This window comes from Pseudohongiella sp., from assembly GCF_040877505.1.
GTDB lineage: Bacteria > Pseudomonadota > Gammaproteobacteria > Pseudomonadales > Pseudohongiellaceae > Pseudohongiella.
On the sequence record NZ_JBBDNQ010000028.1, the window covers coordinates 151162 to 173775 of the forward strand.

A 22614-nucleotide genomic window follows, 5' to 3' on the forward strand; every position below is an offset into this window, starting at 1 on the left:
AGCGGACGGCATTATCGTGCGCCGATGGTTCTAGCGCGCAAAAGCAACAGGCTCGGATCGGCGCGGATATGAAAACGTCAGGGTCAGCATTGCGACATTGCGTGGAATGGATCTTTTCCGATCCAGCAGGGTGGTGTGCTGGTTGCTGTGACTGAAGCTGGCGTCAACGGCGGTGTAGTCATTGATACGGTAACGGGCACCGACGCTTGCGCGAGCCACGTCAGCATCGGACAGCACGATATCTTTGCGCAGCACTTCGCTATAGCTGGCCGTTATATTGACGCTGAAACGGTTGGTGAAATCGTGGCTCATCGTTGCGTTGACAACATTGAGCTCAACAAGACCGGGTTCACCCACGAGACTAGCGGCGCTACGATCAAAACCAAAGGTAAACTGACCGTTGCTGTAGCGGCGCTGAAGCAGGATGGCCACGTTGGCGCCCACTTCATCCTCGGAATAGCTGGGCCCGGCTTGTGCTGACAAGGTAGTGAACGCACTGAAGTTATGCACAATGCCAATACGTGGTGTGTGGACCGCCTCGTTCTGATCCATTGTCCCCACCATCAGGTTGTCAAAAGCAAAATGGGTGTAAGTGTACCCGTAGGTCATTTGACTATTGGGGGTCAGAACGTGTTCGTATTCGACGTTAAGTGCGTTGGTCTCACCCTCGGCTTCATCAGCGAGTCTGTCGCGTGTGTGTGTGTAGTCAATCCGGGCGCTTGATCTTTCACTGAAACGATAACTCAGTGCCGGATTGATGCTGCTTCGCTGGCCCTGGATACGGCCTTCGCCGGCACCGGAGCTGACGTTCAATTCCGCAGGTATCCGTGATTCTGTGTGCACGGCATCCACCGAAAACACCACCAGTTCGCTCAGGCGGTAGAGCAGATCTGCGCTTGCGTAGCGGCGCATGTCGGTTGCGTCCAGGTCCGGGTTGTCGCGGTAAGATTCGATATCCTGACTGTAGCTGGCGCCAAGCTGCAGGCGCTCTGACTCATAACCTGCCGTCAAGCCCGGGCTTAGCCGGGTGATAACATCTTTCTGGCGGTTATCGGCCGTGATGAAAACGTTGTCGTCCGTCAGCACGCCAATGGCAAAACTGGGCACCACAAACGTTGTTGCCTGGACCGGGGAAGCCAGTACGGCTATACCAAACAGCCCGCTGGTTACACTTGTCGAAAATCTGATCGTCATAGGGGCACCACATCTGTGCAATTTACTTCCACGGAAACACTTCGGTTGAGCAATGCGACTGAAATCACCAGCAGGCCGGTGTGATCGTCATTCCTGAGCAAAATACCCTCGGTATTTTTCAGGCTGCCGCGCACCATGCGTACACGGTCGCCATGTTTCAGGAAAGGGTAGGCGCGGACAGGGCAATCAGATGCACAAACCGCTCGTATGGAGTCGATCTCGTGATCCGGGATGCTGGCCAATTGATCCCAGCGATCACCCAGAATGCGGACCAGCCCTTTGGTTTTGTTGATATCGATATAGTCATGTTTGCCGATGGCATGGCGAATAAACAGATAACTGCGAAACATGGGAACACGAACCAGGTGTTTACCTTTATTGCTGGCTATCCATTGATCTATTTTGGCGAAAAACAGTTCATAACCCTTTGCACTCAGCTGTTCGTAAACGGACCGCTCGTAGTTGCTGTGTGTCCACAATACATGCCAGCTTGCCTGCACCGGGGTGCAGTTATCCATGTGATGATCTTGTTGCATAACAGTCGTCAAGGCTCCGCCCCTTCCACACCGGGTTGCCGGTGTTTCAATAAGTTTCTTTGAGGCGCCCATCTTAGGTCCGGATAATGTTTATGGCGATGCGTGAATACCCTGCTTTTCATGATCAAAACCCCTTCATGTGGAGCCCTGGTCAGATCACGTGTGGATCTCCCGGATATCAGGTAAAACCCTGATGGATGTATTCGTGGTGTTTCCGTACGGTGTAAGGCTACTGAATCAGTGCCAGGGGAAAGTAACATGTACGTTGCCAGCGCAGGCTCCATCCATTTACCGACGGTCAGAGTAGCCTGGGTTGACTACGCCAAAGGCATCTGCATCGTCATGGTGGTGATGATGCATGCCACCCTCGACTATGGTGCGGCGGTAGGCAGTGAAGGCTGGTTGCACCATGTGGTTGCTTTCGCCCGGCCTTTCAGGATGCCGGATTTTTTCCTGCTGGCCGGTCTGTTTCTGTCCGCATCCATAAACAGCCCATTGCGTCAGTATGTCGATCGCAAATTCGTGCACTTCGTCTACTTCTATCTGATCTGGTTACTGATCCAGCTCGGCGTGACAGAGTCAGGTCTCTTGATTAATAACCCTGTTGAATTCGTTTCAATGTTTCTTTTCGCCTGGGTGGAACCTGTGAATACGCTCTGGTTTGTTCACATGCTGGCGATTTTCTACATGACGACACGCCTGCTGCGCAAGGCGCCCCTGTGGCTTGTTTTTATGTTGGCCGCCGGTCTGCATGTCGCCTTTCATCTTGGCTGGATAAACACCGGTTGGAGTGTGGCCGATCGGTTTTTTGATCGTTATATCTACTTTTTTGCCGGATACGCCGCTGCGCCCTGGATCTTTGCATTTGCCCGTCAGCTTCCTTCCTGGCCTCGCGCCACGGTGGTTGGACTAATCCTGTGGGCGTTGATAAATGTGGGCTTTACCGCCAGCGGCAACGATGGCATTGCCGGCATAAGCCTGCTGCTCGGCTTCATGGGGGCGGCGGCCATTGTCGCCGCGGGCAGCCTGTTGGCAGGGCATAACTGGGCCGAGGGTCTGCGCTATTGTGGCGCAAATTCCATCGTCATCTATCTGAGTTTTTTCCTGCCCATGAAAATAGCGCTGAAACTGTTGGCCGACAGCGGAGTCATTCCTGATGTTGGCTGGGCCAGTCTGCTGATAACAGGTGTTGCTGTTGTGGTGCCGCTGCTTATATACGGACTGATTAAAGATACCTGGCTGGGTTTTCTGTATAAACGCCCGACGGCGTTTGGCCTGGCGGGCAGCCAGGTTCAGACTGCCAGGCTGTAAGCCTTCAGACAACTGTTTCGCCGGACAAATGGATGCGAGCCTGTCAGGCGTTAAAGTGGTGTTCCTGTTGTTGCGGAAACCGGCTCGAAGGAACCGTCAGATGTTGCTATCACGGCGCAGGCCCGGCCTCGCCGCTTGGCATCATACAGCGCGTCATCAGCGCGGCGCAGCAGCTGATCCGATTGATCCTGGCTATGTTGCAGGCTGGCGATACCAAAACTCAAACCAACGCTGAGTCCGTTGCTGAAAGGCGTATCGTTGATGGCTGCGCGTAATTTGTTGGTAATGGCTGCAGCGGAATCTACAGCGGTGTCGGGACAGATGATGAGAAACTCCTCCCCACCCCAACGGCCGCATATATCGTTGCTGCGCATATGGCGCATCAGAACCCCGGCAAATTCCTGCAGAATTTTGTCACCGGTCAGGTGACCGTGTTCATCATTGATGTGCTTGAAATGATCGAGATCGCACAGCACCAGGGTGAGCGGTTCGCCGCTGCGACGGTGGCGTTCGATTTCCTGCTGCAACAGCAGATCCAGGTGGCTGCGATTGGACAGGCCGGTCAGTTTGTCGGTCACCGACAGGTGCTCCAGCTCGGCAAAAGCTTCTGCCCGGGAACGCTCATACAGACGGAACAGAAACCATTGAGCCAGCAGTACCTCAACAATGTTCAACCAGGCGCCAAGTGTCATCTGCGCGGGTGGCCAGGTCGGCAGCTGCAGATAAATGAAGGTAATGACATAAACAAATACCAGACCACTGAGCCAGGCACCGGCGCGGCGCCCTAACAGGAAGAACGCTACCGGGGGCAGTATGGTGACCCAGATGACGGAATAATTGCGTCCCTCAGCCAAGTGAATAAAGCTGAGCAAAACGCCTATTACAATGACAACGACCAGCCAGGACGCAATCAGTAATTGCCCGGAGCGATGAAAGTACAACAGGGCCAGAAACACCCCGAGCGCGCCTGCATAATCCAGCGCAGCGAGGGTGTACGATGCAAAAACAAATACGTTGAGGCTGCCTATCACCGCAAGATAAAGCGTCATGATGATCAGTACAGCGTACACCAGACGCGCCTGATGGCGAGCGGCGCCGGCACTGGTCAATGTTGTGGGCTGCGATTCAAACAGGAAAGCCATGGTGTTACTCCAGTGCCGGAAAGGCCAGCACGTCAATGTGCCCGATCAGCGCATGGCCGGTAGCGACATGCGCCAAACGAAATGCCTGCCAGTCGTCCAGTTCAGCCCCGGACAGGCCGTCGCCATCAGCAACCGCAGCACGAATACCGTGGATCAGATCTTCCATCAAAGCCTGTTGCTCGCAGCCCAACAGCCAGGGACTGGCACGCATTTCAACGCGGTATCCGGCACTCTGCAATGCGGTTTGCAGGTAGCTGGCAGCATCCGGCCCCAGGGCCGAGCCCATACCCTTGTTGCGACGCTGATCCTGATTGAATGCGTCCAGCACCGCCTGGTCGAGCGGGTGTGTTGGTGTCCACTCGGTGCGGCCATCGTAGTTCAGCGCGGCGTAGAATACTGTTGGTTGTTTGCGCAGCCTGGCGATCAGCGCGTCGATCAGGTCGGCAGACGCCAGATCGAACAGCGCAGAAGCGGACAGCAGGGCTGCACCGCCCAGTGGCAGGGCATCAATGTCCTGCAGATCGGCCTGGTAATCCTCCACGATTTCCGCCTGCCCGTGTCGGCGCAGCGCTTCATTAAGCAGTGCCGGATCGTTATCCACCAGGCGCCAGACACATCTGTGCGCCCCGAGTCTGGTCAACGCTCGCAGAGTGGACCCGGTGCCAGAGCCCAGGTCGACGATGATCGGTGAAATGTCTGCGTCAGACTGCAGGTAATTGACCAAGGCCGCAGCCAGCTCTTTATTGCGGGCGGCGAAATCCGCCGGCTCGCGCAAGTCCAGCCAATCGACGGAAAATCCGCTCATGGGTATGCCTCATGGTTTTTGTATTGTGTGTTGGTGGCAACTGTCTGCAGCAGTTGTATGACTTTGTCGCCGGTATCCTGCCAGCCGGGAAGCCCGGCTGCGGCTGTCCGGGCGCCCTGTTGCAGTGCCTTAAACTGTGCGGGCCGGCTCAGAATACCCTGCAGCGCTGCTGCCAGTGCGTCAACGTCATCGGGGGGTACCAGCACCCCCGCGCTTGCCGGCACAACATCGGGCACGGCACCCGCCTGCGCAGCCACAATCGGCAGGCCGAATGCGAGTGCTTCCGCGAAGACCATACCATAACCTTCAAAGCGTGACGGCAGCACAAACATGTCGGCGGCGGCGTACTCAGCACTTAAATCATCCAGGCTACCGGCAAAGCAGATTCGCTCGCCAAGGTTAAGATTCGCGCATTGTTCTTTCAGGCCGGATGCCCATACGAGGTCGAAATGATCACCGCCGACAAAGCGTGCCGTCCAATCCAGGGTGTGAATGCGTGCGAGCGCCGCTATCAGCACATCGTGGGCCTTGCGCCGGGTCAGCGTGGCCACTGTCAGCAGGCGGGGCGGATTGCCACGGCAAGGCGCAAAGACCTGTTTGTGTGTACCCGGCAGGGCAACGGTAATTTTATCGGCGGCAATATCGAACCGGCTTTGCAGTAGCGCTGCCGTCGCCTGGCTGGTGACCACAACAGCGCAGGCCAGCCTGAGCGCGTTTTTCTCGGATGTGAACAGCCGGGCGGCTGCCTCGGCGTCAAGTCCCGATTCCAGTGCCAGCGGGTGGTGGCATAAGGCAATAATGTTCAGGCGCTTGTGCTCTGCCTCTGCTATGGCGTCCATGACGCCGTAAGCCAGGCCGTCGGCCAGTACCAGGGCATTGTCGGGAATGCCTGCCAATTGCGCGCCGGCATCGGCCAGCGCCGCCTGATCAGGGGCGGGGAAGCGAGGGGAGAGGGCGACAGGGTGAACCTTGATGCCCGCGGCTTCCAGCACCACGATCAACTCGCGATCGTAGGCGTAACCACCGGTCAGTGTTGATAGTGCGCCGGGAAAAACAAAGTACAGTTCTGGCTTCAAAAAGCTCATCCGTCCAACTCAATCGGGCCATCATTGTATGCGTTTGCGGCGTGCTTACCAAATGGCAATATGACAACAAAGTTACCGGCGCAGCAAACCGGATTGTGTCGACGAGCGTAAACGATAAACGAGCGCAGTCCAATCAACCGAAGGCGGTAGCTTGCCTATTGCACGGCCGCACCGTAGTATTTGACATTATGATGAACCTCAGGGCAGTCAATACCAGCAACAGCAAACCAACAGTGAACCGGATCACCTCGGGTCGTATTCCGACTGAACATGGCGACTTTCAGCTGGTGTACTACACCAATTCCGTGGACAACAAGGAACATCTGGCATTTTGCATGGGCGATGTGGCCGGTGACGATATTCTCACGCGTGTGCACTCAGAGTGTTTTACCGGCGATGTCATGGGCTCGCGCCGTTGCGACTGCGGCGAGCAGCTGCAGCGCTCCATGGCCATGGTAGCGGCCAGGGGCCGGGGCGTGATTGTCTATCTGCGTCAGGAAGGTCGCGGTATCGGTCTGATGTCCAAGCTGGATGCCTACAACCTGCAGGATCAGGGCTACGATACTGTGGATGCCAATCTGCTGCTGGGCCACGGCGCTGATGAACGCGAATACTCGCTGGCCGCCTGTATTCTGGACGATCTGGGTGTGACCTCAGTGCAGTTGATGACCAACAATCCATTGAAGATTTCCGCCTTGCAGGCCTCGGGCATCAGGATCAGTTCGCGGGTGTCGCTGGAGGCGCCGGTGCATGCTGATAACGAAACCTATCTGCGTACCAAAGCCAGACGAATGGATCACATGTTGGTGATGCCGGTTGATGCCAGGGAAAACACCCGGGAAGACAATGAACCTCAATCAGCAAATTGAGGATTGGTTGCAGGCTCAACGCGAGCAGTTTGATGCCAGCGACCGCCCGTTTGTCACCCTGAGTTATGCCCAGAGCTGGGATGGCAGTATCACCTTGCACTCGGGTGAACCCCTGGCCTTAAGCGGTGAGCCGGCCATGCAACTGACGCATCATCTGCGCAGCCTGCATGATGGTATTCTGGTAGGCATTGGTACGGTATTGTCCGATGATCCCCGGCTCAATGTACGGCAGTGGGACGGTCCCGATCCGCAGCCCATTGTGCTCGATGCCCATTTCAGGATGCCGCCCGCCGCCCGCCTGTGTCACCTGTCGGAAAAACGTTGCTGGGTGCTGACCAGCGCAGATGCCAAATGCCCGGAAGATTCGGCCCTGGAAATTATCCGCCTGCCCGGAGACGAAACCGGGCAGGTGTCTTTGCATGAAGCGTTGCGTGAACTCAAAAAACGCGGTATCTACAGCCTCATGGTCGAAGGCGGCGCCAATGTCATTACCGGCTTTTTACGGCAGAAGCTGGTGGATGCCATGGTGCTGACCATCGCGCCCAGACTGGTGGGTGGTTACAAAGCAGTCGGGAATCTGGCGTTTGATGACAGAGATCTGTTGCCGCAGATATCACCGCTGTTTGCCGAATCACTGGGTGCAGATCTTATTATGTGGGGTCAGGTGAATTTCAAAAAGCACAATGATGGGCACAACACATGACAGCAGCCGCGCATAATCCGGAACCGGTGCTGGCAGAGCAATTATGGTTTACGGCTCCGCAGCAAGTGGAAATCAGATCGGCACAACTGGCAGCGCCAGGGCCGGGTCAGTTGCTGGTAAAAAGCCTGCGTTCAGCGATCAGCGCCGGGACGGAAATGCTGGTCTATCGAGGTCAGCTGCCTGACGAAATGGCGCTTGATGCCAGCGTGCAATCACTGCAATCGGCATCGTCATACCCGCTGCAATATGGTTACGCCTGTGTCGGTGAAGTGATTGCCATTGGTGACAGTGCGGATGCTGCCTGGCTGGGTCAACGTGTGTTTTCCTTTCAGCCGCATGCTTCGCATTTTGTGGCCACCACCGGGCAACTGACACCTGTGCCCGACGATGTGACAACCGAGGCCGCTGTGTTTTTGCCCAACATGGAAACCGCTGTCAATCTGGTGCAGGATGGCGCGCCCATGCTGGGTGAGCAGGTGGTGGTATTGGGGCAGGGGGTGGTTGGTTTATTGCTCAGCGCGGTGCTGGCGGTGCATCCGCTGTCTGCACTTTATACGCTGGATACGATAGGAAAACGCCGTCAACTGTCGACCAGGCTGGGCGCCGATGGCAGCTTTGATCCGCAGGCCGATCTGTCGGGCCTGCAACACGAATTACTGGAAAGTAAAGGCGCTGACCTGATTTATGAAGTCAGCGGCGTGCCCGATGCGCTCAATCTGGCCATTACCTTGAGCGGGTTCGACAGCCGCATTGTTATCGGTAGCTGGTACGGCAAAAAATCCGCCGCTATTGCACTGGGTGGTGATGCCCACCGCAACCGCCTGAACATTACAACCAGTCAGGTCAGTACGTTGGCGCCGGGTCTGTCAGGGCGCTGGGACAAAGCGCGCCGTTTTGACATTGCCTGGCAGATGATCCGGCGTCTGCAGCCACAAACGCTGATCAGCCATCGCAAGACACTGAGCGAGGCCGACACGTTGTATAAACTTTTGCACAATAGTCACGAGGACGTATTGCAAGCGGTTTTTATCTACGAGTAGCACCCTGCAAGCGGCACCATCGCGCTTTTTAGTATAATCGGTTTAGTTTTTATATCCAGTTTAGCCAGTATAGAGAGAAGCATTATGTACACTGTCGCCGTAACCAAAGATTTTATCGCCAATCACTTCCTGATCGGCGGTGACTGGGGTAGTGAGAACTCCCCGCATGCACATCACTATGTCGCGGAAATAAGTATCGAGGCAGCCGAGCTCGACAAGCATGGTTATCTGGTGGACATCGTTGAAATCGAAGCCGCGCTTGACAGCATTGTGGACGATTTCCGTGACAGCATGCTGAATGAAAAACCCGAATTTGCCGGGCTCAATCCCAGCATAGAACATTTCAGCCGCATCATCTGTGAGCGCATGCTGGGCAAGGTAAAGCCGCCTGGCAAGGGGTCATTAAGTGTAAAGCTTTGGGAAAATGCGACGTGCTGGGCGGCCTACCGGAAAAGTTTCTGAGTCCCGGCGTTCAGGTGGCGGGCTGTTTGTCCGGTTTTTTGCTTTGCAGCGCGCGCAGACACAATACGCCCGATATCAACACTATAACGTCGCGCAAACGCATCAAAGCAATCAGCCCCAGCGCCGCATCCACCGGTAAAGACAGGCTCTGAAAGCTCCACAGCACGGCGGCCTCCAATGTGCCTATGCCGCCGGGCAGGGGTAGCAACAGAGCCAGGCGCATGGCTACCATGATCTGCGCCAGTGCGACCGCATCCAGTCTGATATCAAAAAAGCTCAAGACCAGCCATACCTCAAAAATCATCAGCCCCCAGCCCACTAACGACAAAAACAGTGCGTTCAGTAATGCTGGCTTTTGGGTACTGACCACCGTTCTGATATCACTGCCCAGCGAATGCCAGTGTTCGCCCAGTGCGGCCAGTCTGGGGCTGCTTAACCAGCGCGCACCAACATTTTCCAGGCGTGCGGACAGCAGTGCCGGTTGTCTGACAAGCAACCAGGCTATCGTCGACAGCGCGGCCAGAAGCGCCAGCAGCAACAACAGAATCATTTGCCAATTGTTGTCAGGGTCGGTTGCCAGCACGGCAGTCTGTGGTACCAGCAGTATCAGACTGACACCCAGCATCAACATCAAAAAGTTGATCCATAGCTCATAGAACCGATCCAGCGCCAGCGACAGAACCGCGCGATGAATGCTCATGCCCGCGCGTTTGTATAACCAGTAAATCTGGAAAGGTTCGCCACCAAAATGTGGCGCTGGAGTTATAAAGCTCACTGTCTGTCCGGCCTGACGAATCAGCAGCATCTGGAAGAAACCCGGTGCCTCGCCCAGCATGCGGCCCAGCCGCCGCCAGCGCTCCGTACTCACAACGATCACCAGCACATTAACGAGGGTCCACACTAACCACTGATACCAGCTCAGTGCGCCCAGCGTGTCGCCAATGCCTGCCAATGGCATCTGGCTGAGCGTCCAGGTGACCAGCGCCAGAGCAACGGGCCACAATAACAAGGCGATCCAGCGTGACCGGGGCATCAGGCACCATCCTGTCGGTTGACCCAGTCGTCGTCGGCCTGCCAAAGGCTGAATCTGCCGCAACCCAGCAACAGGATGCTGATGGTGCAAACCAGCGCAACAACAAAGGGCGCGGAGTAAACGGGCACCGGCACCAGCCAGGCCAGGAGCATCAGCACCACGATGGCGCCGGCCCGGCCGGCGAGCCCCAACACCATCAGCGATACGCCTGTCATGAAGGTACCGGCAAGCAACAGGCCCGCTGCTGAGGAGGTCGGGTTCCAGCGATACACAACGATAAAAGCTGTCAGCAAAAGCACCAGACGCAAGCCCGGCATCAACACGGTTCGGGTCATGTGATGCACGCGCTCAAGGAGCTCCGGTTGTGCTGTGAGGCGACCACTAACCACCAGCCAGTCAAAGCAGAACCCAATCAGCAAGGGCACCATAAAACCAAAGCCGGTCACTACCGTGACGTCAGCCTTGAACGGCGGCCACAGCACCACGGCGACGTAACCCATCTGGAAGCCGGCCAGCGATCGGCGTAAAACGCTGGGTGGCAGGGGGTAGACGGGCTTGTGATTTTTTGCGCGAACCTTGAGGCCAATAACAAACAGATAGTAGGCAACGCTGACCAGCAGGTAGGAGACGTGGATTTTTCCATGCTGCAATGCCAGCAGCGGTGCTACCAGCAGGCCAAGGGCATCAAACACGGTATCAAGTTCGGCGCCCAGTTCACTGGTCTGTTTGCTGCGGCGGGCAACAAAACCGTCAAGCCGGTCAAAAATGGCGGCAATTGAATACAAGGCTGCAGCCGTCCAGAGCACAACAGGGTGATTAATCAGCAAGTCCGGAATAAGCAGAAAGCCACCGATGGCCGCAATCAGCCAGCCGCGACCAATGGTCATGCGGTTTGCCCAGCCCAGGCCTGGGTAGAGCGGGGCAGAGGCGTCAGCGCGGTTCAAGGACAGGCGCTGGTGGCTTTGCTGACATATCAGCAGCCATAAGGCCGCGCTGGCGAGCAGATACAGCAATGCCTCGATGACTGTGCCCAATGATGTCAGCAGTAACGCAGACACCATCAGGCCGGCAGCGCCGCACAAGGCGAGTCGCATCAGTTCGGCCTGCAGGTTCTTGTGGTCGGTCGATAAGGTCATCGTGGCTTGTTTACAACATCCCGGACAATAAAGTTGCAATGCCAAGAAACGCAAAAAACCCCACAATGTCAGTCACTGTCGTGAGAATAATGGATGAAGCCTGCGCCGGGTCCTGGCCAAACTTCACCAGCATGATGGGAACCACCGCGCCGGCAAACCCCGCCGCCACCATGGCCAGTATCATGGAAGAACAGATAATCAGCACCAGCCCCACGGACTGACTCCACAGAAATACCCCCAGGCCACAGGTAATCGCGATGGCAATGCCGTTCATCAGGCCGACGCGCATCTCCTTGAACATGACTTTGAGCCAGTGCCTAACGGTAATTTCACGCAAGGCCAGGCCGCGCATGGTCACTGCCAGGGCCTGCGCGCCCGCATTGCCCGACTGACCTGCCACCACGGGCAACAGCACTGCCAGCGCGGTAAAGCTGGCAATGGTGCTTTCGAACAAACCCACGACAGACGCCGCCATAAAGGCCGTGATCAGATTGATCTGCAGCCAGGGCATGCGTTTTTTGACGGCGAATAAGGGACCGGATAACGCCCGCTCTTCGCGGCTGGCACCTACCATCGCCAGCACGTCGGAAGACATGTCTTCCTGTGATACCTGCACCAGACTGGTGTGATTGATGATGCCCAGCAAGCGTTGGTCGATATCAACAACCGGCAGGTCGAGCAGTTCATGGCGTTCGAACAGCTCTGAAATCTCGTCTTTGCCGGCGGTACTGGGTACCGCAGCGGTCACCGGTTGTGCCAGATCTGACAGTTTGACATGGGGCTCCGATATGGCAATGTCCTGCAGATGTACTTTGGCGCTGAGACGCCCCTCTTCATCGACCAGGAATATGCCACGTGCGGTCCTCAGTTTCTGTTTGCGCAGCACTGTCAGGGTGTCGGCAATGCTCATGTTGCCATGGAAGGATCTGGCGCGGGTATCCATCAAACGACCCGCACTGTTTTCCGGGTAGCTCATCAAGGAGATGAGCTCCTGACGCAAAGACTCCGGCAGCACCTGAAGCAAGGCTGCCAACCGGGCCTTGCTCAATTGACCCAGCATTCGTACCGTATCCTGCGGCGAAAGCTCGGTCAGCAAGTCAGTGACATGGGTTTCCGGCAGCTTGCCAATGACCTCGGCAGCCGTGCTGGGTAGCAGGTACTTCCACACGGGAAGCAAGGCAAAAGTCGGTTGCAGGCAAAGAATCTGCGCGACCTCGTCGGCCGCCATGGATTCAATCTTCAGCGCCGCTTCTTTTGGGTACTCAAGCAGGAAGCGACGGGTCAGCGCTTCATCAACCGGATTTTGTTCCATTGGTAAGCTAGTCGCCATGAGCGTTGCCCTCATCAGAGTCGTGCCAGCTAATATTGTTGGCAGAGGAAAATTGCAGTAACCCAGCGGCGCTGGTCATCATGGCAGCCCCCAGATGTGCGATCACGGAATCGCCCGGCAGCACTGACTGTGCCGGCTTGTCACTCAGCAAGGCTTGGCGCAGCATGGTCCGGCTCAATGTGCCAAGGTAGGTGCCGTTGCTGCTGCGCACCGGCAAGACACTGTGACTGTGCCAGTCCTGCGAGTTTTTCGCGACCGGTAAACTCATCTCGGCGGGCAGGGCGGTAATACTGGTGTCCATCAGTTTGCCCAGTTCCTTTTCATCCGGGCTCAACAGCAACACGTCCAGGGTTACCACACCGGCGATATGATGTTTGTGATTGATGACGGTGAGACTGCAACCAAACGGCTTTTCAATTTTCTTTAACAAAGCCAGGCATTCCCAGGCGCTGAGCTCTTCAAAAAAATGTGGGGTGGACATGTCCATCCACGCGCCGACGGTATTTTCCTGATAAGCCAGTGATCGTGACAACGGGCGTGCCAGGCGGCCCGGTAGCTCCTGTAGCAGCGCCTCACGGCGGGTCTCGTCCTGCAAGCGCAGCAAAGATGCAACACTTTGATAATTCAACTGCGTGAATATGGCGACATTCTTTTCCAGCGGCAGTAAATCAAGTATGCGTGCGGCGGGCCAGGTTTCCATGGATTGCAACACCGGTGCCAGTGTGCGCACCGGCACCTCTTGCAGGTAGTCTGCTGCCTGTTCAGTCGCCAGTGACTGCAGCACCCCGGCAGCAGACTGCGGCTGCTCGGCCAGATAGTTCAGGCTGAGCGTATTAAAGTTTTTCATCGGCCAGCTCCCGGGTAATCACGCTGAATGAATTTTCCATGCACACACTGGCCGGTACCAGTTTGCGACCATCCGCCGTTTCCAGCACCAGCCCCGTTGCACTGAACTCCAGCACCCGTCCGCGATCGCCGCCAATGTCGACTATCTGGCCAGGGCGGACCAGCTGTTTTACGTGGCGCACTGCAATCAGGTTCTGCACCATGGATCGTGCGCCCAACCCGAAGGCCAGCGAAAACCCTGCCAATACCGCTGCAAAGCCGATGGCGAGCAGGATAACCAGGAAAGTGACATCAACACCAATTTGGCCCAGTCCAATAACAACACCAATGACCAGAAAGGAAATCTGGGCAATCTGACCAAACAGAACGGCATGGGCAATATCAGCTGCACTTGTGGCATGTTGCACCAGGTGGCGTGCGATGGTGCCCAGAATATAACTGATGACAATGATCAGGCCCCCGGACACCAGCGACGGCACAAATACCACCAGACGATCCAGCCAGGCGGCTGCGGCGGAAAAACCAACCAGGCCTACGGCAATGGTGATAAATACCAGAATGGTTGACCAGAACACCACATAACCCAGCAGCTTTTCAGTAGCCTTGGAAATGCGCACGAAGTGCAAGGTTGACCCTTGCAGCTGCCGGTCCAGCAAGCCGTTTAAGGTGCGAATCAGGCGCGTAACGACCATGCGCAGAAAACGAGCCAGTAGCCACCCGGTGATAAGCAGGAGAAGCGCACCTACGATGTTGGGCAGGTGGTCAATGATGCTGGAAAATACCTCCATGGACTGTTGCCGGATTGATTCAAGCATGGTGTCTGGACCCCGTTGTTCTGATTGTGAGTTAATGAGTGTACCTGTATACGAGCCAAAAATTCAGTAAGATTTTTGGGAGAGGGGCAGATCATGTCTGAATCGTCGTGAGCCTGAGCTGGGCTGGACGTGTGTTGCACTGGGTGGTATAGTTTTGCAATGAGACGAGTTTTCAAAACCCGAACTTTCGCCCGCTCAATGAAGAAGGCTGAGCTGTCTGATGCAGATCTGTGGGGCGCAGTCGAGGAGATGAGCCAAGGGCTTATTGATGCCGATTTGGGTGGCGACATATTGAAGAAGCGAGTTGCGCTGCCTGGTCAAGGCAAGCGCGGCGGAGCCAGGACGATCGTTGCAACCCAAATGGCAGGGCGCTGGTTCTTCCTGTATGGCTTCAAGAAAAAGGAAAGATCCAGCATTGATAAGGATGAGTTGAAGGCGCTGCAGGAGGTGGCAAAGGAACTGCTTGGCTTTGATGATCGGCAATTGGCCATTGCGCTGGCTGCCGGTGAAATTGTAGAGGTATGTGATGACAGTGACAAAGCGTAACAGTCGAATTCTGGATGAAATGCATGAGACCACGCGTGGTCTGTATGGTGCTGGCTTGATCAGCAAGCGCCGCATGGGCGAGTTCGAGGCACTGTGCCATCTTGATGTTCACGAAATACCGCCACAGATGATCAAGGCATTGCGAGAAAAGGCAAGTGTGAGCCAGGCGGTTTTCGCTGCAGTGCTGAACACTAGCCTTTCAACGGTTCAGAAATGGGAGGTTGGCGACAAGAAGCCGAGCGGGCCGTCACTGAAGCTTTTGAACCTGATAGAGCGAAAGGGGCTGGAAGCAGTCATATAATACCTTGTTGCAAGCTGGCTCAGCCAACGTTGATCAGTCCTCGAAAACGGGGTAGAACCCCAGGTTTTTGGTAGCTGATGTGCTGAACAAACACCGGAGTAAAAATGATCAAACTACACGGATTTTCTGCCAGTAATTACTACAACGTACCCAAGCTCGCCATGCTGGAAAAAGGCATCGCGTTTGAGGAGGTGTTGTCCTACACCGGGGTAGGGCCGACCTACAAGCCCGAGTACCTTGATAAAAGTCCGTTGGGCAAGGTACCGGCACTGGAAACGCCTGATGGATTTATCAGTGAATCCCGAGCGATCCTGGAGTACATCGAACGGGCCTATCCAGAACCGTCATTGCTGCCAGCATCACCCTTCGATATTGCCAAAGTGCAGGAACTGTCGCAGTTCATCGAGCTTTATTTTGAGCTGGTCGCACGCCGTCTGATCCGCAATCTCCTGGCCGGTACACAGCCCGATCCGGCGGTGCTGAAGGAAGTGGGGAGCAGTCTCAATAAAGCTGTCGCCGCATTGCCCCGACTGTCCAGCTTTGAGCAGTTTGCCTACGGTGACCAGTTCACTCTGGCCGATATTGCGGCGATCCTGAATCTGCCGATCGTGCGCAACGTGGGTAAGGCCTTCCTGGGCAAGGATCCGCTGTCCGAGGTGCCGGGACTGGATGTCTATTGCCAGCGGATGGAAGAAAGACCCCATGTCAAGAAAATCCGCAGTGACGCCGCGGAGAGTCGTCCGCATTTTATGGCACATCTGAAGGCGCTGTACGGGATTTAAATGCGCCAGTCATGAAATCCAGAACCCAAAGGCTTGACCGCTTTATCAGCCAGAACAGTGCGTATTCGCTCTCTGATACGCACATGTTGCTGGCCCGGAAAAGGATCCTGCTGGATGGCGTTGCCGCACACTCTATTCAACAACAAGTGACCCAGTTCACTCATGTTGTCCTGGACGGTGATTGTCTGCAGGATAACAAGCCGGTTTACATCATGCTCAACAAACCCCGCGGAGTTGTCAGCGCCACCAGGGATCCGAAACACAAAACGGTGCTTGATCTTGTTCAGCATCCTCAGAAGAACGAACTTCATATTGTCGGGCGGCTGGATTTTAATACCACCGGCCTGGTGCTACTGACCAACGACGGCGCATGGTCGCGCAAACTGAGCTCGCCTGAGTCTGCGCTGGCAAAGACCTATGAAGTTGCCTTGTCCAGGCCACTGACTGAGGAGTATGTTGCCGTGTTTCGTGAGGGTATCTATTTTGCTTATGAGAACGTTACAACCAGGCCAGCGTGCCTTGAAATACTCTCGGATTATACTGCCAGACTTTCACTGACCGAGGGCAAGTATCATCAGGTCAAGCGCATGTTTGGTTTCTTTCAGAATGAAGTATTGGCGCTGCACCGGGTTTCTGTCGGGCCCCTTGCTCTGCAGGGTCTGGAGGTCGGGCAGAGCAGGGTGCTGGCGCCTGTTGAGTTAGTCCTTCACAAAAGCGCCGTCAGAACGACAGTCCAAGTTGCAACACGGCGCCGACGGTATCCTTGTCACCAGCAACCGCCGCAATATCCACGTTGATGACACCAAACGGACTAAAGCCCAGCCCAACAGAGGCGGTGTCGTGAATCGCAGATTTCATGTCAGTTTTGTAACCCAGGCGCAGTTGGGCCCAGTCCCACATATCAAACTCAATGCCGATTCGACCGAACTGTGAATCCTCGCCGGTGATCCGGTTGGCGGCAGCGTTGGCATCCAGGTCCAAAGCGGCGGTGAGCCAGCCATTACGGTATCCACCGCCCAGCGCGACACGTGGCTCGATGCTCACCTGTCGGCCTGAGATGGTTGCATAGTCGGCTTTGATGGCGTTGGTGACGGTAGCGCCCACGCGCCAGTTGCCAAATGCCTGCTGCACACCCAGGTCCAGATTGAAGCCGTTGTCATCAGTTCTGAACTCATCAGCATCAAAGTTGTTGTCGTCGAAGTTGTCAATTCGTGCCTGGTATTCAATCAGGTCTACACGTTGATATTTGACTGTGGCGCCATAGGAAAAATCACCATTGCTGCGCGCGAAACTCAGGCCGCCCTCGGTCAGGCTGGTGCCAGTGGCAAAAACCGAGCTCTCCAGATCTCGAGTATCGAGTGGGATCGACGTTGCCAACACCTGGGCAATGCGTCCAAGGTCATTTTCATTGGTATTGGCAACCACATCGATTGCCAGATCTGTGCGTACAAACGCGCTAATGGTTGCCATGCGGGTGGGCACACTCATATACAGCCCACCACCTGCTTCTACCGTGGCGTGGCTCCCGGATATCGCACGAAAGCGTTCGGCCAGCTCAGCAACGCGTTGCATGTCCGGTACCTGGCCGTCGAATTGTTCCAGTCTTTGTGACAGCGTCTCGGCCCCGTCAATCAGATCATCTTCATCCGAACCGATGGCGCCCAGGGTCAGGTGCAGGCTGAAGTCCTGTGAGTCATCCAGATTCGCCGGGGCGGCGGGATTGAGGATCAGGCCTTGCAGATAATCCGTGGTGGCTATGCCGGCATCTGACATGCCAGTGGCTTTGCCATTAAAGGTGTTGGCTGTTGCCAGCGAGGACGCCAGGGAAAATGCCAGGGTAACGCTAAACGTGGACGCAGGATAAAGCTTCATAGAGTAGTTTCTTCTAATTGTCGTGTGTGTGGGGCAGTCAGAACACCGAACGGTTGTCGCCTCGGAAAATAGTGCTCAAGAAAAAGGTGTCGACACAAAGTGGAGAACCTTTAGGTGTTGATGTTGATTGTACCCAGGGCAGGATTGATTCGTAATCCGCATTGGCGGATTACTCACCCCGTCGGGGCGGCTTGCAGCCGTCCTGATTGCGGTGCAATCAGTCGAACCGGCAGGTTCTCATCTGCCGTCCGGAACACAAACGAAAATGGGTCACCCTTGGCGGGCGACCCATTATTGTTTGGTGCCCCGGGCAGGATTCGAACCTGCGACCTGCCCCTTAGGAGGGGGCCGCGCTATCCAGCTGTGCCACCGGGGCTAAAGGTAAGGCTGAGGTCTGAATCGGATAGCGCCGGCGATTATAGCAGAGGAATAGCACAGTGGGCAGGATGAACTCGGCCCGTCCTGAGCCTCACCCTTCAGGCTTTCACTCCGGCTCTGCCCAGCGTTCCTTGATCTCAAGGATTTGCGGCAGTTCTTCCAGGAACAGCTCAACCAGATGCGGATCAAAATGCTTGCCGGCCTCGCTGCGTATCAGCGCTACCGCTTTCTCCACTGGCCATGCTTCCTTGTAGGGGCGAGCGGTGACCAGTGCATCAAACACGTCAGCAATGGCGACGATTCGCGCTTCGATGGGAATGTCTTCGCCAGCCAGACCGTCCGGGTAGCCGCTTCCGTCCCATTTTTCGTGATGGTGCAGTGCGATGCGGCGGGCGGTGAGCAGCAGGCCGCTGACCTGTTCGCCAATGATATGGGCACCAATCAAGGGGTGTTGTTTCATGGTGTCCCATTCGTCGGCGTCCAGTTTGCCGGGTTTGGCCAGAATGGCATCGGGTATGCCGATTTTGCCGATGTCGTGCATCGGTGAGGCATGCAGGATCTCTTCCTGAGCCGCATCGGAAAAACCGGCCGCGCGCGCCAGAATCTGGGAAAAATGACTCATGCGGATAACATGCAGGCCGGTTTCATTGTCTTTGTATTCCGCCGCCAGCCCGAGTCGCTGCACCACCTGCAAGCGTGTCTCGCGCAACTCATCAACACGGACCAGTGACAGATGGTTGCGTACCCGTGCGCGGACCACGGGCGGACTGACAGGTTTGGTGATGTAATCCACAGCGCCGGCGTCAAAACCGCGCGTTTCGTCCAGAGCATCGTTCAGTGCTGTGACAAAAATGACGGGTATGTGGCGCATTTTATCGCTGAGCTTTAACGTTTCGCATACTTCAAACCCGGTCATGTCCGGCATCATGATGTCCAGCAGGATCAGGTCGGGCAGTTCCTGCTGGCACAATGCCAGTGCCTTGTTTCCGTCGCGGGCAAACAACAGTCGATAGTCGTTTTGCAGGATCTGACGCAGGACATGCAGATTGGCCGGTTCGTCATCAACCAACAGCAAAGTTGGCTGGTTTTTCAACTCATTGGGCATGCGAGGTTGCCTCTTGCAAAACGATGATGGCCTGCTCAAATTCAAACGCGTCCAACAGCTCCAACAGTCGTTCGTGAGCCGGGCTGCTCAAGGAATGGCTGGCAGCATTGAGCAGATCATCGTCAACTTCGCCGCGGCTCAGGCTTTTGATCAGACGCGGTATTGCCGTGTGGTCGACTGGCGCTTGGATGGCAGGTGTTTGGATGATCGATGCTGGAGCGGCGGTCGCGCTGTCATTAGCAACCGTTCCAGCAGGAACCGACTGCTGATCCAGCCACTGGCGGAATGCGGTGACAGCGGCGCGCAAGGCAGACAGATCAGGCATCGCGTCGGCGCCAGCGTCGACTTCAATCTGCGCGGCGTGATCAGCGATTGCTGACAGGCCCAGGTTGGCTGCTGCGCCGCGCAATTTGTGGGCGGTGGCAGCGGTGGTGCCTGGCTTGCCGTCACGCAAGGCGGTGGCCAGTGCGGGCAACATGGTCGCGTCGCATTCCCGGTAGAATGTGCGCAAAGCGCGCATCAACGCCGACTCGTCACCCCAGCGATGGATCGCTGCGGCCCAGTCAATGATCGTACCGGCATCGGCATCGGCAGTAGTTGCCCTGGTGTCCTGCGCGTGTTTCTCCGGGTGCAGGTAACCGGTCGCCAGCCGCGCCACCTCCCGATAGAACTCCTGCCAGTCCAGCGGTTTTGTCGCAAAGCCGTCCATGCCGGCGTCCCGTGCCGCGGCCCGGTCGCGATCCATCACACTCGCGGTCAAGGCGATAACAGGTGTCGCCGGCATATCATTATCGCGTTCATGCCGGCGAATTAACCGGGTTGCCTGCAGTCCGTCCATGCCAGGCATTTGTACGTCCATCAGAACGATATCGTAGGCGTTTGCCCGATACAGTGCCACGGCGTCTTCACCGCTGTCTGCTCCGTCGACATGGTGACCATCGCGTTGCAGCACAATTTTTAACAGTTCGAGATTTTCCACGACATCATCAACGGCAAGAAACCGCAGGGATTTACTGTCATGACGCATGGGTGTTTTGTTGACAGGTGCGTGCGCAGTGCCAGGTGCGAGCGGCAGGCACACGGTAAATGTTGAGCCCTTACCGGGCGTGCTCTCGGCGCGCAGTTCACCCTGCATCAACTGCGTCAGTTGTTGCGCGATGGTGGTCCCCAGCCCTGTGCCGCCGAAGCGTCGACTCATGCTGGCGTCGGCCTGTGAGAAGGGCGAGAAAATATGTGGCAGACGTTCGGCATCAATACCGATACCGGTATCGATAACGTCTATTTTTACCCCATCGCTGCTGTCGTCCACGATCAGCTGCACGCTGCCTTGTTCAGTGAACTTGACCGCGTTACTCAGCAGGTTGAGCAGCACCTGGCGCAGGCGCAACGCATCTCCTTTGTACCAGCGGCGGGACGACCGATAGTCCAGGGTGAGCGCAATATCCTTGTTGCTCGCCTGCAGCGACAGAATGTTGACCAGGTCGGCACATAGTTGTTCCAGGTCAAAATCCAGCAGTTCCAGTTCAATGGCGCCACGATCCAGTTTTGCGGTGTCGAGAATGTCATTGAGCAGTTTTAGCAGGGAACGGGCAGCTTTGTGCACGGTCTGTGTATGACGATATTGCTGCTCCTCCAGTCGGGAATCCAGCAGCAACTCGCTGAAGCCAATGATGGCGTTCATGGGGGTTCTGATTTCGTGACTCATATTGGCGAGGAAGGCGCTTTTTGCTTCCGTGGCCTGTTCGGCGCGCTCTTTTGCGCGGTGCAGCGCCTTGACCATTTCCCGTCGTTCCGTCAGGTCGTTGGCGAGCACAAAAATCTTTAATGGATTGCCGTCGATATCAAAAATAGGATTAAAGAACGCCTGCACCCAGCGTTCGCCGGCCGGTGTATCCAGTCTGTATTCACCACTGTGATAGTGGCCTGCTGTCAGTTGTTGCCAAAAATCTGCCGGGAACTCTTCTGCGACAAAAAGTTGTGTCCAGGGGCGATGCATCAACCGAGTACGCTGCTGCGACCACAGCGCCTCCGCATTGCTGTTGGCCGAGATCAAGTGTCCCTGCAGGTTGAACTCCAGCACGGACTGCGCCCGGCTGATGGCGGCAACAGTGCCTTCGAATTCCGCATTTCTGCGCCTGCTTTCGGTGACATCGATGATGACCCCGTCAATCCAGCGCGGCTGGCCCGCCTCATCAAATGTTGCGCTGGCGCTTTCTGTGACCCAGCGTTCGCTGCCATCGCGATGCAGAACCCGGTAACCCAGGTTGTACTGGCTACCTTGATCCAGTTTTTTCATGATGTCTTCAAACAGCCCGTTGCTGTCATCGGGATGCACGCTTTCATCAAAAGTGCGCTGGCCATTCAGGTAGTCTTCGGCCGGGTAGCCGGTCAAGTTGGAAACAGCATCGCTGATGAACAGCATTTGCCAGTGTCGGTTCGGCAGGCAGCGAAAGGACACACCCGGGATGTTGGCAATCAGCGAGCTGTATTGCTGTTCACTGATCTTGATTTTGTGCAACAGGTCCCGGTAACGCAAGATGCCATTGGTCGCGGCGACCAGCACACCGATGACCAGTACGATCAGACCGATGGCCATCGCCAGGTAGGTATTGTCATTTGCGATTGCCGTGGTCGTTGTTTCATGGCCCACAAAACGTGCGCCCATCATGCCGGTGTAGTGCATGGCGGAAATCGCCAGTCCCATGCAGATACCGGCCAGAGCGGCGCTGACTGTTTCGCTGAGCCCGGTCAGCAGGCGCAGGCCGTAATGAATCCACAGTGCCAGCATGGCCATGATGACGGCCACCACCACGGAAGCGATAAACCAGAGTGGCTCGTATTTCAGGTCGGCGTCCATCTGCATGGCGAACATGCCCAGATAATGCATGGTGCCTATGCCGGCGCCAACAAAGATGCCGCTGACAATAAGTCTGGCCAGACTGACATGAGGCCCCGAGAGAAGACTGAGGGCAAGCCAGGATGCGAGCAGGGCCGGCACCATGGAGACCGTTGTGAGGACAGGGGCGTAGCTGACCGGTAACGGCAGGGTGAAGGACAGCATGCCGATAAAATGCATGGCCCAGATGCCCAGGCCCAGGACAAGCGAGCCGGAAATCAATGCGATGCGACGACTGTTGTCTGTGCTGGCCACACGAACAAGGCTGGCAAGTTGCAATGCAAAACCGGATGCCAGTATCGCGATCATCACCGACAGCAGCATCAACGGCAGACTGTGATGGCCGTTCAGGAGCCGGACTTGATCGTCTGGCGCGATGGTGAAGAGGTTAAGCAGTTCCAACAGCGACAATCTCCGTCCCCTTAAA

The 22614-nt window shown here is 56.2% G+C and carries 22 protein-coding genes and 1 tRNA gene; 9 read left to right on the forward strand and 14 right to left on the reverse strand.

From position 1 onward, the window contains the following. Positions 1-30: 30 nt before the first annotated feature. Together WD071_RS10275 and WD071_RS10280 are read right to left on the reverse strand one after the other, a co-directional pair. Entirely contained in the window at positions 31-1194 is a 1164-nt protein-coding gene (locus WD071_RS10275) for a hypothetical protein (RefSeq protein WP_368048284.1), read from the reverse strand. Then, complete coding sequence (locus WD071_RS10280; protein ID WP_368048285.1) at positions 1191-1712, reverse strand: transcription termination/antitermination protein NusG; 522 nt, start codon at positions 1710-1712, stop codon at positions 1191-1193. The genes WD071_RS10275 and WD071_RS10280 overlap by 4 nt, the downstream gene beginning before the upstream one ends. Positions 1713-1988: 276 nt before the next feature. Between WD071_RS10280 and WD071_RS10285 the strand changes: the two genes are divergently transcribed. Continuing rightward, positions 1989-3041: an acyltransferase family protein gene (locus WD071_RS10285; protein ID WP_368048286.1), complete on the forward strand. Its 1053-nt coding sequence runs from the start codon at positions 1989-1991 to the stop codon at positions 3039-3041. 50 nt (positions 3042-3091) lie between these two features. Here WD071_RS10285 and WD071_RS10290 read toward each other — a convergent pair whose 3' ends face one another. From WD071_RS10290 to WD071_RS10300, 3 genes are read right to left on the reverse strand one after another with little or no spacing between them, the layout of a single operon-like run. Next, a complete protein-coding gene (locus tag WD071_RS10290) occupies positions 3092-4183 on the reverse strand; it encodes a GGDEF domain-containing protein (RefSeq protein ID WP_368048287.1) in 1092 nt (363 codons plus the stop codon). Between the two features lie 4 nt (positions 4184-4187). Next, positions 4188-4988: a hypothetical protein gene (locus WD071_RS10295; RefSeq protein ID WP_368048288.1), complete on the reverse strand. Its 801-nt coding sequence runs from the start codon at positions 4986-4988 to the stop codon at positions 4188-4190. Further along, positions 4985-6064 (reverse strand): glycosyltransferase family 4 protein, encoded by a 1080-nt coding sequence (locus WD071_RS10300; RefSeq protein WP_368048289.1) that lies wholly within the window; start codon positions 6062-6064, stop codon positions 4985-4987. Before WD071_RS10300 ends, WD071_RS10295 begins: the two co-directional genes overlap by 4 nt. A 197-nt stretch (positions 6065-6261) precedes the next feature. Between WD071_RS10300 and ribA the strand changes: the two genes are divergently transcribed. From ribA to WD071_RS10320, 4 genes are all read left to right on the forward strand, one after another. After that, on the forward strand, positions 6262-6942 hold the full coding sequence (gene ribA, locus WD071_RS10305) for a GTP cyclohydrolase II (protein ID WP_368048290.1): 681 nt from the start codon (positions 6262-6264) through the stop codon (positions 6940-6942). Beyond that, a complete protein-coding gene (locus WD071_RS10310) occupies positions 6920-7645 on the forward strand; it encodes a RibD family protein (protein ID WP_368048291.1) in 726 nt (241 codons plus the stop codon). Before ribA ends, WD071_RS10310 begins: the two co-directional genes overlap by 23 nt. Beyond that, positions 7642-8685 (forward strand): hypothetical protein, encoded by a 1044-nt coding sequence (locus WD071_RS10315; RefSeq protein WP_368048292.1) that lies wholly within the window; start codon positions 7642-7644, stop codon positions 8683-8685. The genes WD071_RS10310 and WD071_RS10315 overlap by 4 nt, the downstream gene beginning before the upstream one ends. 84 nt (positions 8686-8769) lie before the next feature. Then, complete coding sequence (locus WD071_RS10320; protein ID WP_368048293.1) at positions 8770-9147, forward strand: 6-pyruvoyl tetrahydropterin synthase family protein; 378 nt, start codon at positions 8770-8772, stop codon at positions 9145-9147. Between the two features lie 10 nt (positions 9148-9157). On the opposite strand, the gene WD071_RS10325 is transcribed toward WD071_RS10320, so the two are convergent. Genes WD071_RS10325 through WD071_RS10345 form a run of 5 tightly spaced genes read right to left on the reverse strand, consistent with a single transcriptional unit; the run spans position 9158 to position 14307 of the window. Then, positions 9158-10180, reverse strand: a complete 1023-nt coding sequence (locus WD071_RS10325; protein WP_368048294.1) for a lysylphosphatidylglycerol synthase transmembrane domain-containing protein — start codon at positions 10178-10180, stop codon at positions 9158-9160. Beyond that, the gene (locus WD071_RS10330; protein WP_368048295.1) at positions 10180-11316 is read right to left on the reverse strand and encodes a CDP-alcohol phosphatidyltransferase family protein; all 1137 of its coding nucleotides are present in this window, start codon (positions 11314-11316) and stop codon (positions 10180-10182) included. Before WD071_RS10330 ends, WD071_RS10325 begins: the two co-directional genes overlap by 1 nt. A 10-nt stretch (positions 11317-11326) precedes the next feature. Then, positions 11327-12646, reverse strand: coding sequence for a magnesium transporter (gene mgtE, locus WD071_RS10335; protein WP_368048296.1), 1320 nt, complete (start codon positions 12644-12646; stop codon positions 11327-11329). Continuing rightward, a complete protein-coding gene (locus WD071_RS10340; RefSeq protein ID WP_368048297.1) occupies positions 12636-13493 on the reverse strand; it encodes a hypothetical protein in 858 nt (285 codons plus the stop codon). The genes mgtE and WD071_RS10340 overlap by 11 nt, the downstream gene beginning before the upstream one ends. Then, the gene (locus tag WD071_RS10345; RefSeq protein ID WP_368048298.1) at positions 13480-14307 is read right to left on the reverse strand and encodes a hypothetical protein; all 828 of its coding nucleotides are present in this window, start codon (positions 14305-14307) and stop codon (positions 13480-13482) included. Before WD071_RS10345 ends, WD071_RS10340 begins: the two co-directional genes overlap by 14 nt. Before the next feature lie 159 nt (positions 14308-14466). On the opposite strand from WD071_RS10345, the gene WD071_RS10350 reads away from it, so the two are divergent. The 4 genes from WD071_RS10350 (at position 14467) to WD071_RS10365 (ending at position 16733) form a co-directional block, all read left to right on the forward strand. Then, positions 14467-14853, forward strand: a complete 387-nt coding sequence (locus tag WD071_RS10350) for a type II toxin-antitoxin system RelE/ParE family toxin (RefSeq protein ID WP_368048299.1) — start codon at positions 14467-14469, stop codon at positions 14851-14853. Then, a complete protein-coding gene (locus tag WD071_RS10355; protein ID WP_368048300.1) occupies positions 14834-15154 on the forward strand; it encodes a helix-turn-helix domain-containing protein in 321 nt (106 codons plus the stop codon). Before WD071_RS10350 ends, WD071_RS10355 begins: the two co-directional genes overlap by 20 nt. A 104-nt stretch (positions 15155-15258) precedes the next feature. Further along, positions 15259-15936, forward strand: a complete 678-nt coding sequence (locus tag WD071_RS10360; protein ID WP_368048301.1) for a glutathione S-transferase family protein — start codon at positions 15259-15261, stop codon at positions 15934-15936. Between the two features lie 11 nt (positions 15937-15947). Beyond that, positions 15948-16733: a pseudouridine synthase gene (locus WD071_RS10365; RefSeq protein ID WP_368048302.1), complete on the forward strand. Its 786-nt coding sequence runs from the start codon at positions 15948-15950 to the stop codon at positions 16731-16733. On the opposite strand, the gene traF is transcribed toward WD071_RS10365, so the two are convergent. From traF to WD071_RS10385, 4 genes are all read right to left on the reverse strand, one after another. Continuing rightward, entirely contained in the window at positions 16657-17808 is a 1152-nt protein-coding gene (gene traF, locus WD071_RS10370; RefSeq protein ID WP_368048303.1) for a conjugal transfer protein TraF, read from the reverse strand. The two genes, WD071_RS10365 and traF, sit on opposite strands and share 77 nt — an antisense overlap. 299 nt (positions 17809-18107) lie before the next feature. Continuing rightward, positions 18108-18184 (reverse strand) — tRNA-Arg (locus WD071_RS10375). Positions 18185-18292: 108 nt separating this feature from the next. Next, entirely contained in the window at positions 18293-19291 is a 999-nt protein-coding gene (locus WD071_RS10380) for an HD domain-containing phosphohydrolase (RefSeq protein WP_368048304.1), read from the reverse strand. Then, the gene (locus WD071_RS10385) at positions 19281-22589 is read right to left on the reverse strand and encodes an MHYT domain-containing protein (RefSeq protein ID WP_368048305.1); all 3309 of its coding nucleotides are present in this window, start codon (positions 22587-22589) and stop codon (positions 19281-19283) included. The genes WD071_RS10380 and WD071_RS10385 overlap by 11 nt, the downstream gene beginning before the upstream one ends. Positions 22590-22614 lie beyond the last annotated feature (25 nt).

Coding starts and splice junctions, on each gene's coding strand:
- WD071_RS10275 (WP_368048284.1), bottom strand. CDS start 1,194: ATGACGATCAGATTTTCGACAAGTGTAACCAGCGGGCTGTTTGGTATA.
- WD071_RS10280 (WP_368048285.1), bottom strand. CDS start 1,712: ATGGATAACTGCACCCCGGTGCAGGCAAGCTGGCATGTATTGTGGACA.
- WD071_RS10285 (WP_368048286.1), top strand. CDS start 1,989: ATGTACGTTGCCAGCGCAGGCTCCATCCATTTACCGACGGTCAGAGTA.
- WD071_RS10290 (WP_368048287.1), bottom strand. CDS start 4,183: ATGGCTTTCCTGTTTGAATCGCAGCCCACAACATTGACCAGTGCCGGC.
- WD071_RS10295 (WP_368048288.1), bottom strand. CDS start 4,988: ATGAGCGGATTTTCCGTCGATTGGCTGGACTTGCGCGAGCCGGCGGAT.
- ribA (WP_368048290.1), top strand. CDS start 6,262: ATGATGAACCTCAGGGCAGTCAATACCAGCAACAGCAAACCAACAGTG.
- WD071_RS10310 (WP_368048291.1), top strand. CDS start 6,920: ATGAACCTCAATCAGCAAATTGAGGATTGGTTGCAGGCTCAACGCGAG.
- WD071_RS10315 (WP_368048292.1), top strand. CDS start 7,642: ATGACAGCAGCCGCGCATAATCCGGAACCGGTGCTGGCAGAGCAATTA.
- WD071_RS10320 (WP_368048293.1), top strand. CDS start 8,770: ATGTACACTGTCGCCGTAACCAAAGATTTTATCGCCAATCACTTCCTG.
- WD071_RS10325 (WP_368048294.1), bottom strand. CDS start 10,180: ATGCCCCGGTCACGCTGGATCGCCTTGTTATTGTGGCCCGTTGCTCTG.
- WD071_RS10330 (WP_368048295.1), bottom strand. CDS start 11,316: ATGACCTTATCGACCGACCACAAGAACCTGCAGGCCGAACTGATGCGA.
- mgtE (WP_368048296.1), bottom strand. CDS start 12,646: ATGGCGACTAGCTTACCAATGGAACAAAATCCGGTTGATGAAGCGCTG.
- WD071_RS10340 (WP_368048297.1), bottom strand. CDS start 13,493: ATGAAAAACTTTAATACGCTCAGCCTGAACTATCTGGCCGAGCAGCCG.
- WD071_RS10345 (WP_368048298.1), bottom strand. CDS start 14,307: ATGCTTGAATCAATCCGGCAACAGTCCATGGAGGTATTTTCCAGCATC.
- WD071_RS10350 (WP_368048299.1), top strand. CDS start 14,467: ATGAGACGAGTTTTCAAAACCCGAACTTTCGCCCGCTCAATGAAGAAG.
- WD071_RS10355 (WP_368048300.1), top strand. CDS start 14,834: ATGACAGTGACAAAGCGTAACAGTCGAATTCTGGATGAAATGCATGAG.
- WD071_RS10360 (WP_368048301.1), top strand. CDS start 15,259: ATGATCAAACTACACGGATTTTCTGCCAGTAATTACTACAACGTACCC.
- WD071_RS10365 (WP_368048302.1), top strand. CDS start 15,948: ATGAAATCCAGAACCCAAAGGCTTGACCGCTTTATCAGCCAGAACAGT.
- traF (WP_368048303.1), bottom strand. CDS start 17,808: ATGAAGCTTTATCCTGCGTCCACGTTTAGCGTTACCCTGGCATTTTCC.
- WD071_RS10380 (WP_368048304.1), bottom strand. CDS start 19,291: ATGCCCAATGAGTTGAAAAACCAGCCAACTTTGCTGTTGGTTGATGAC.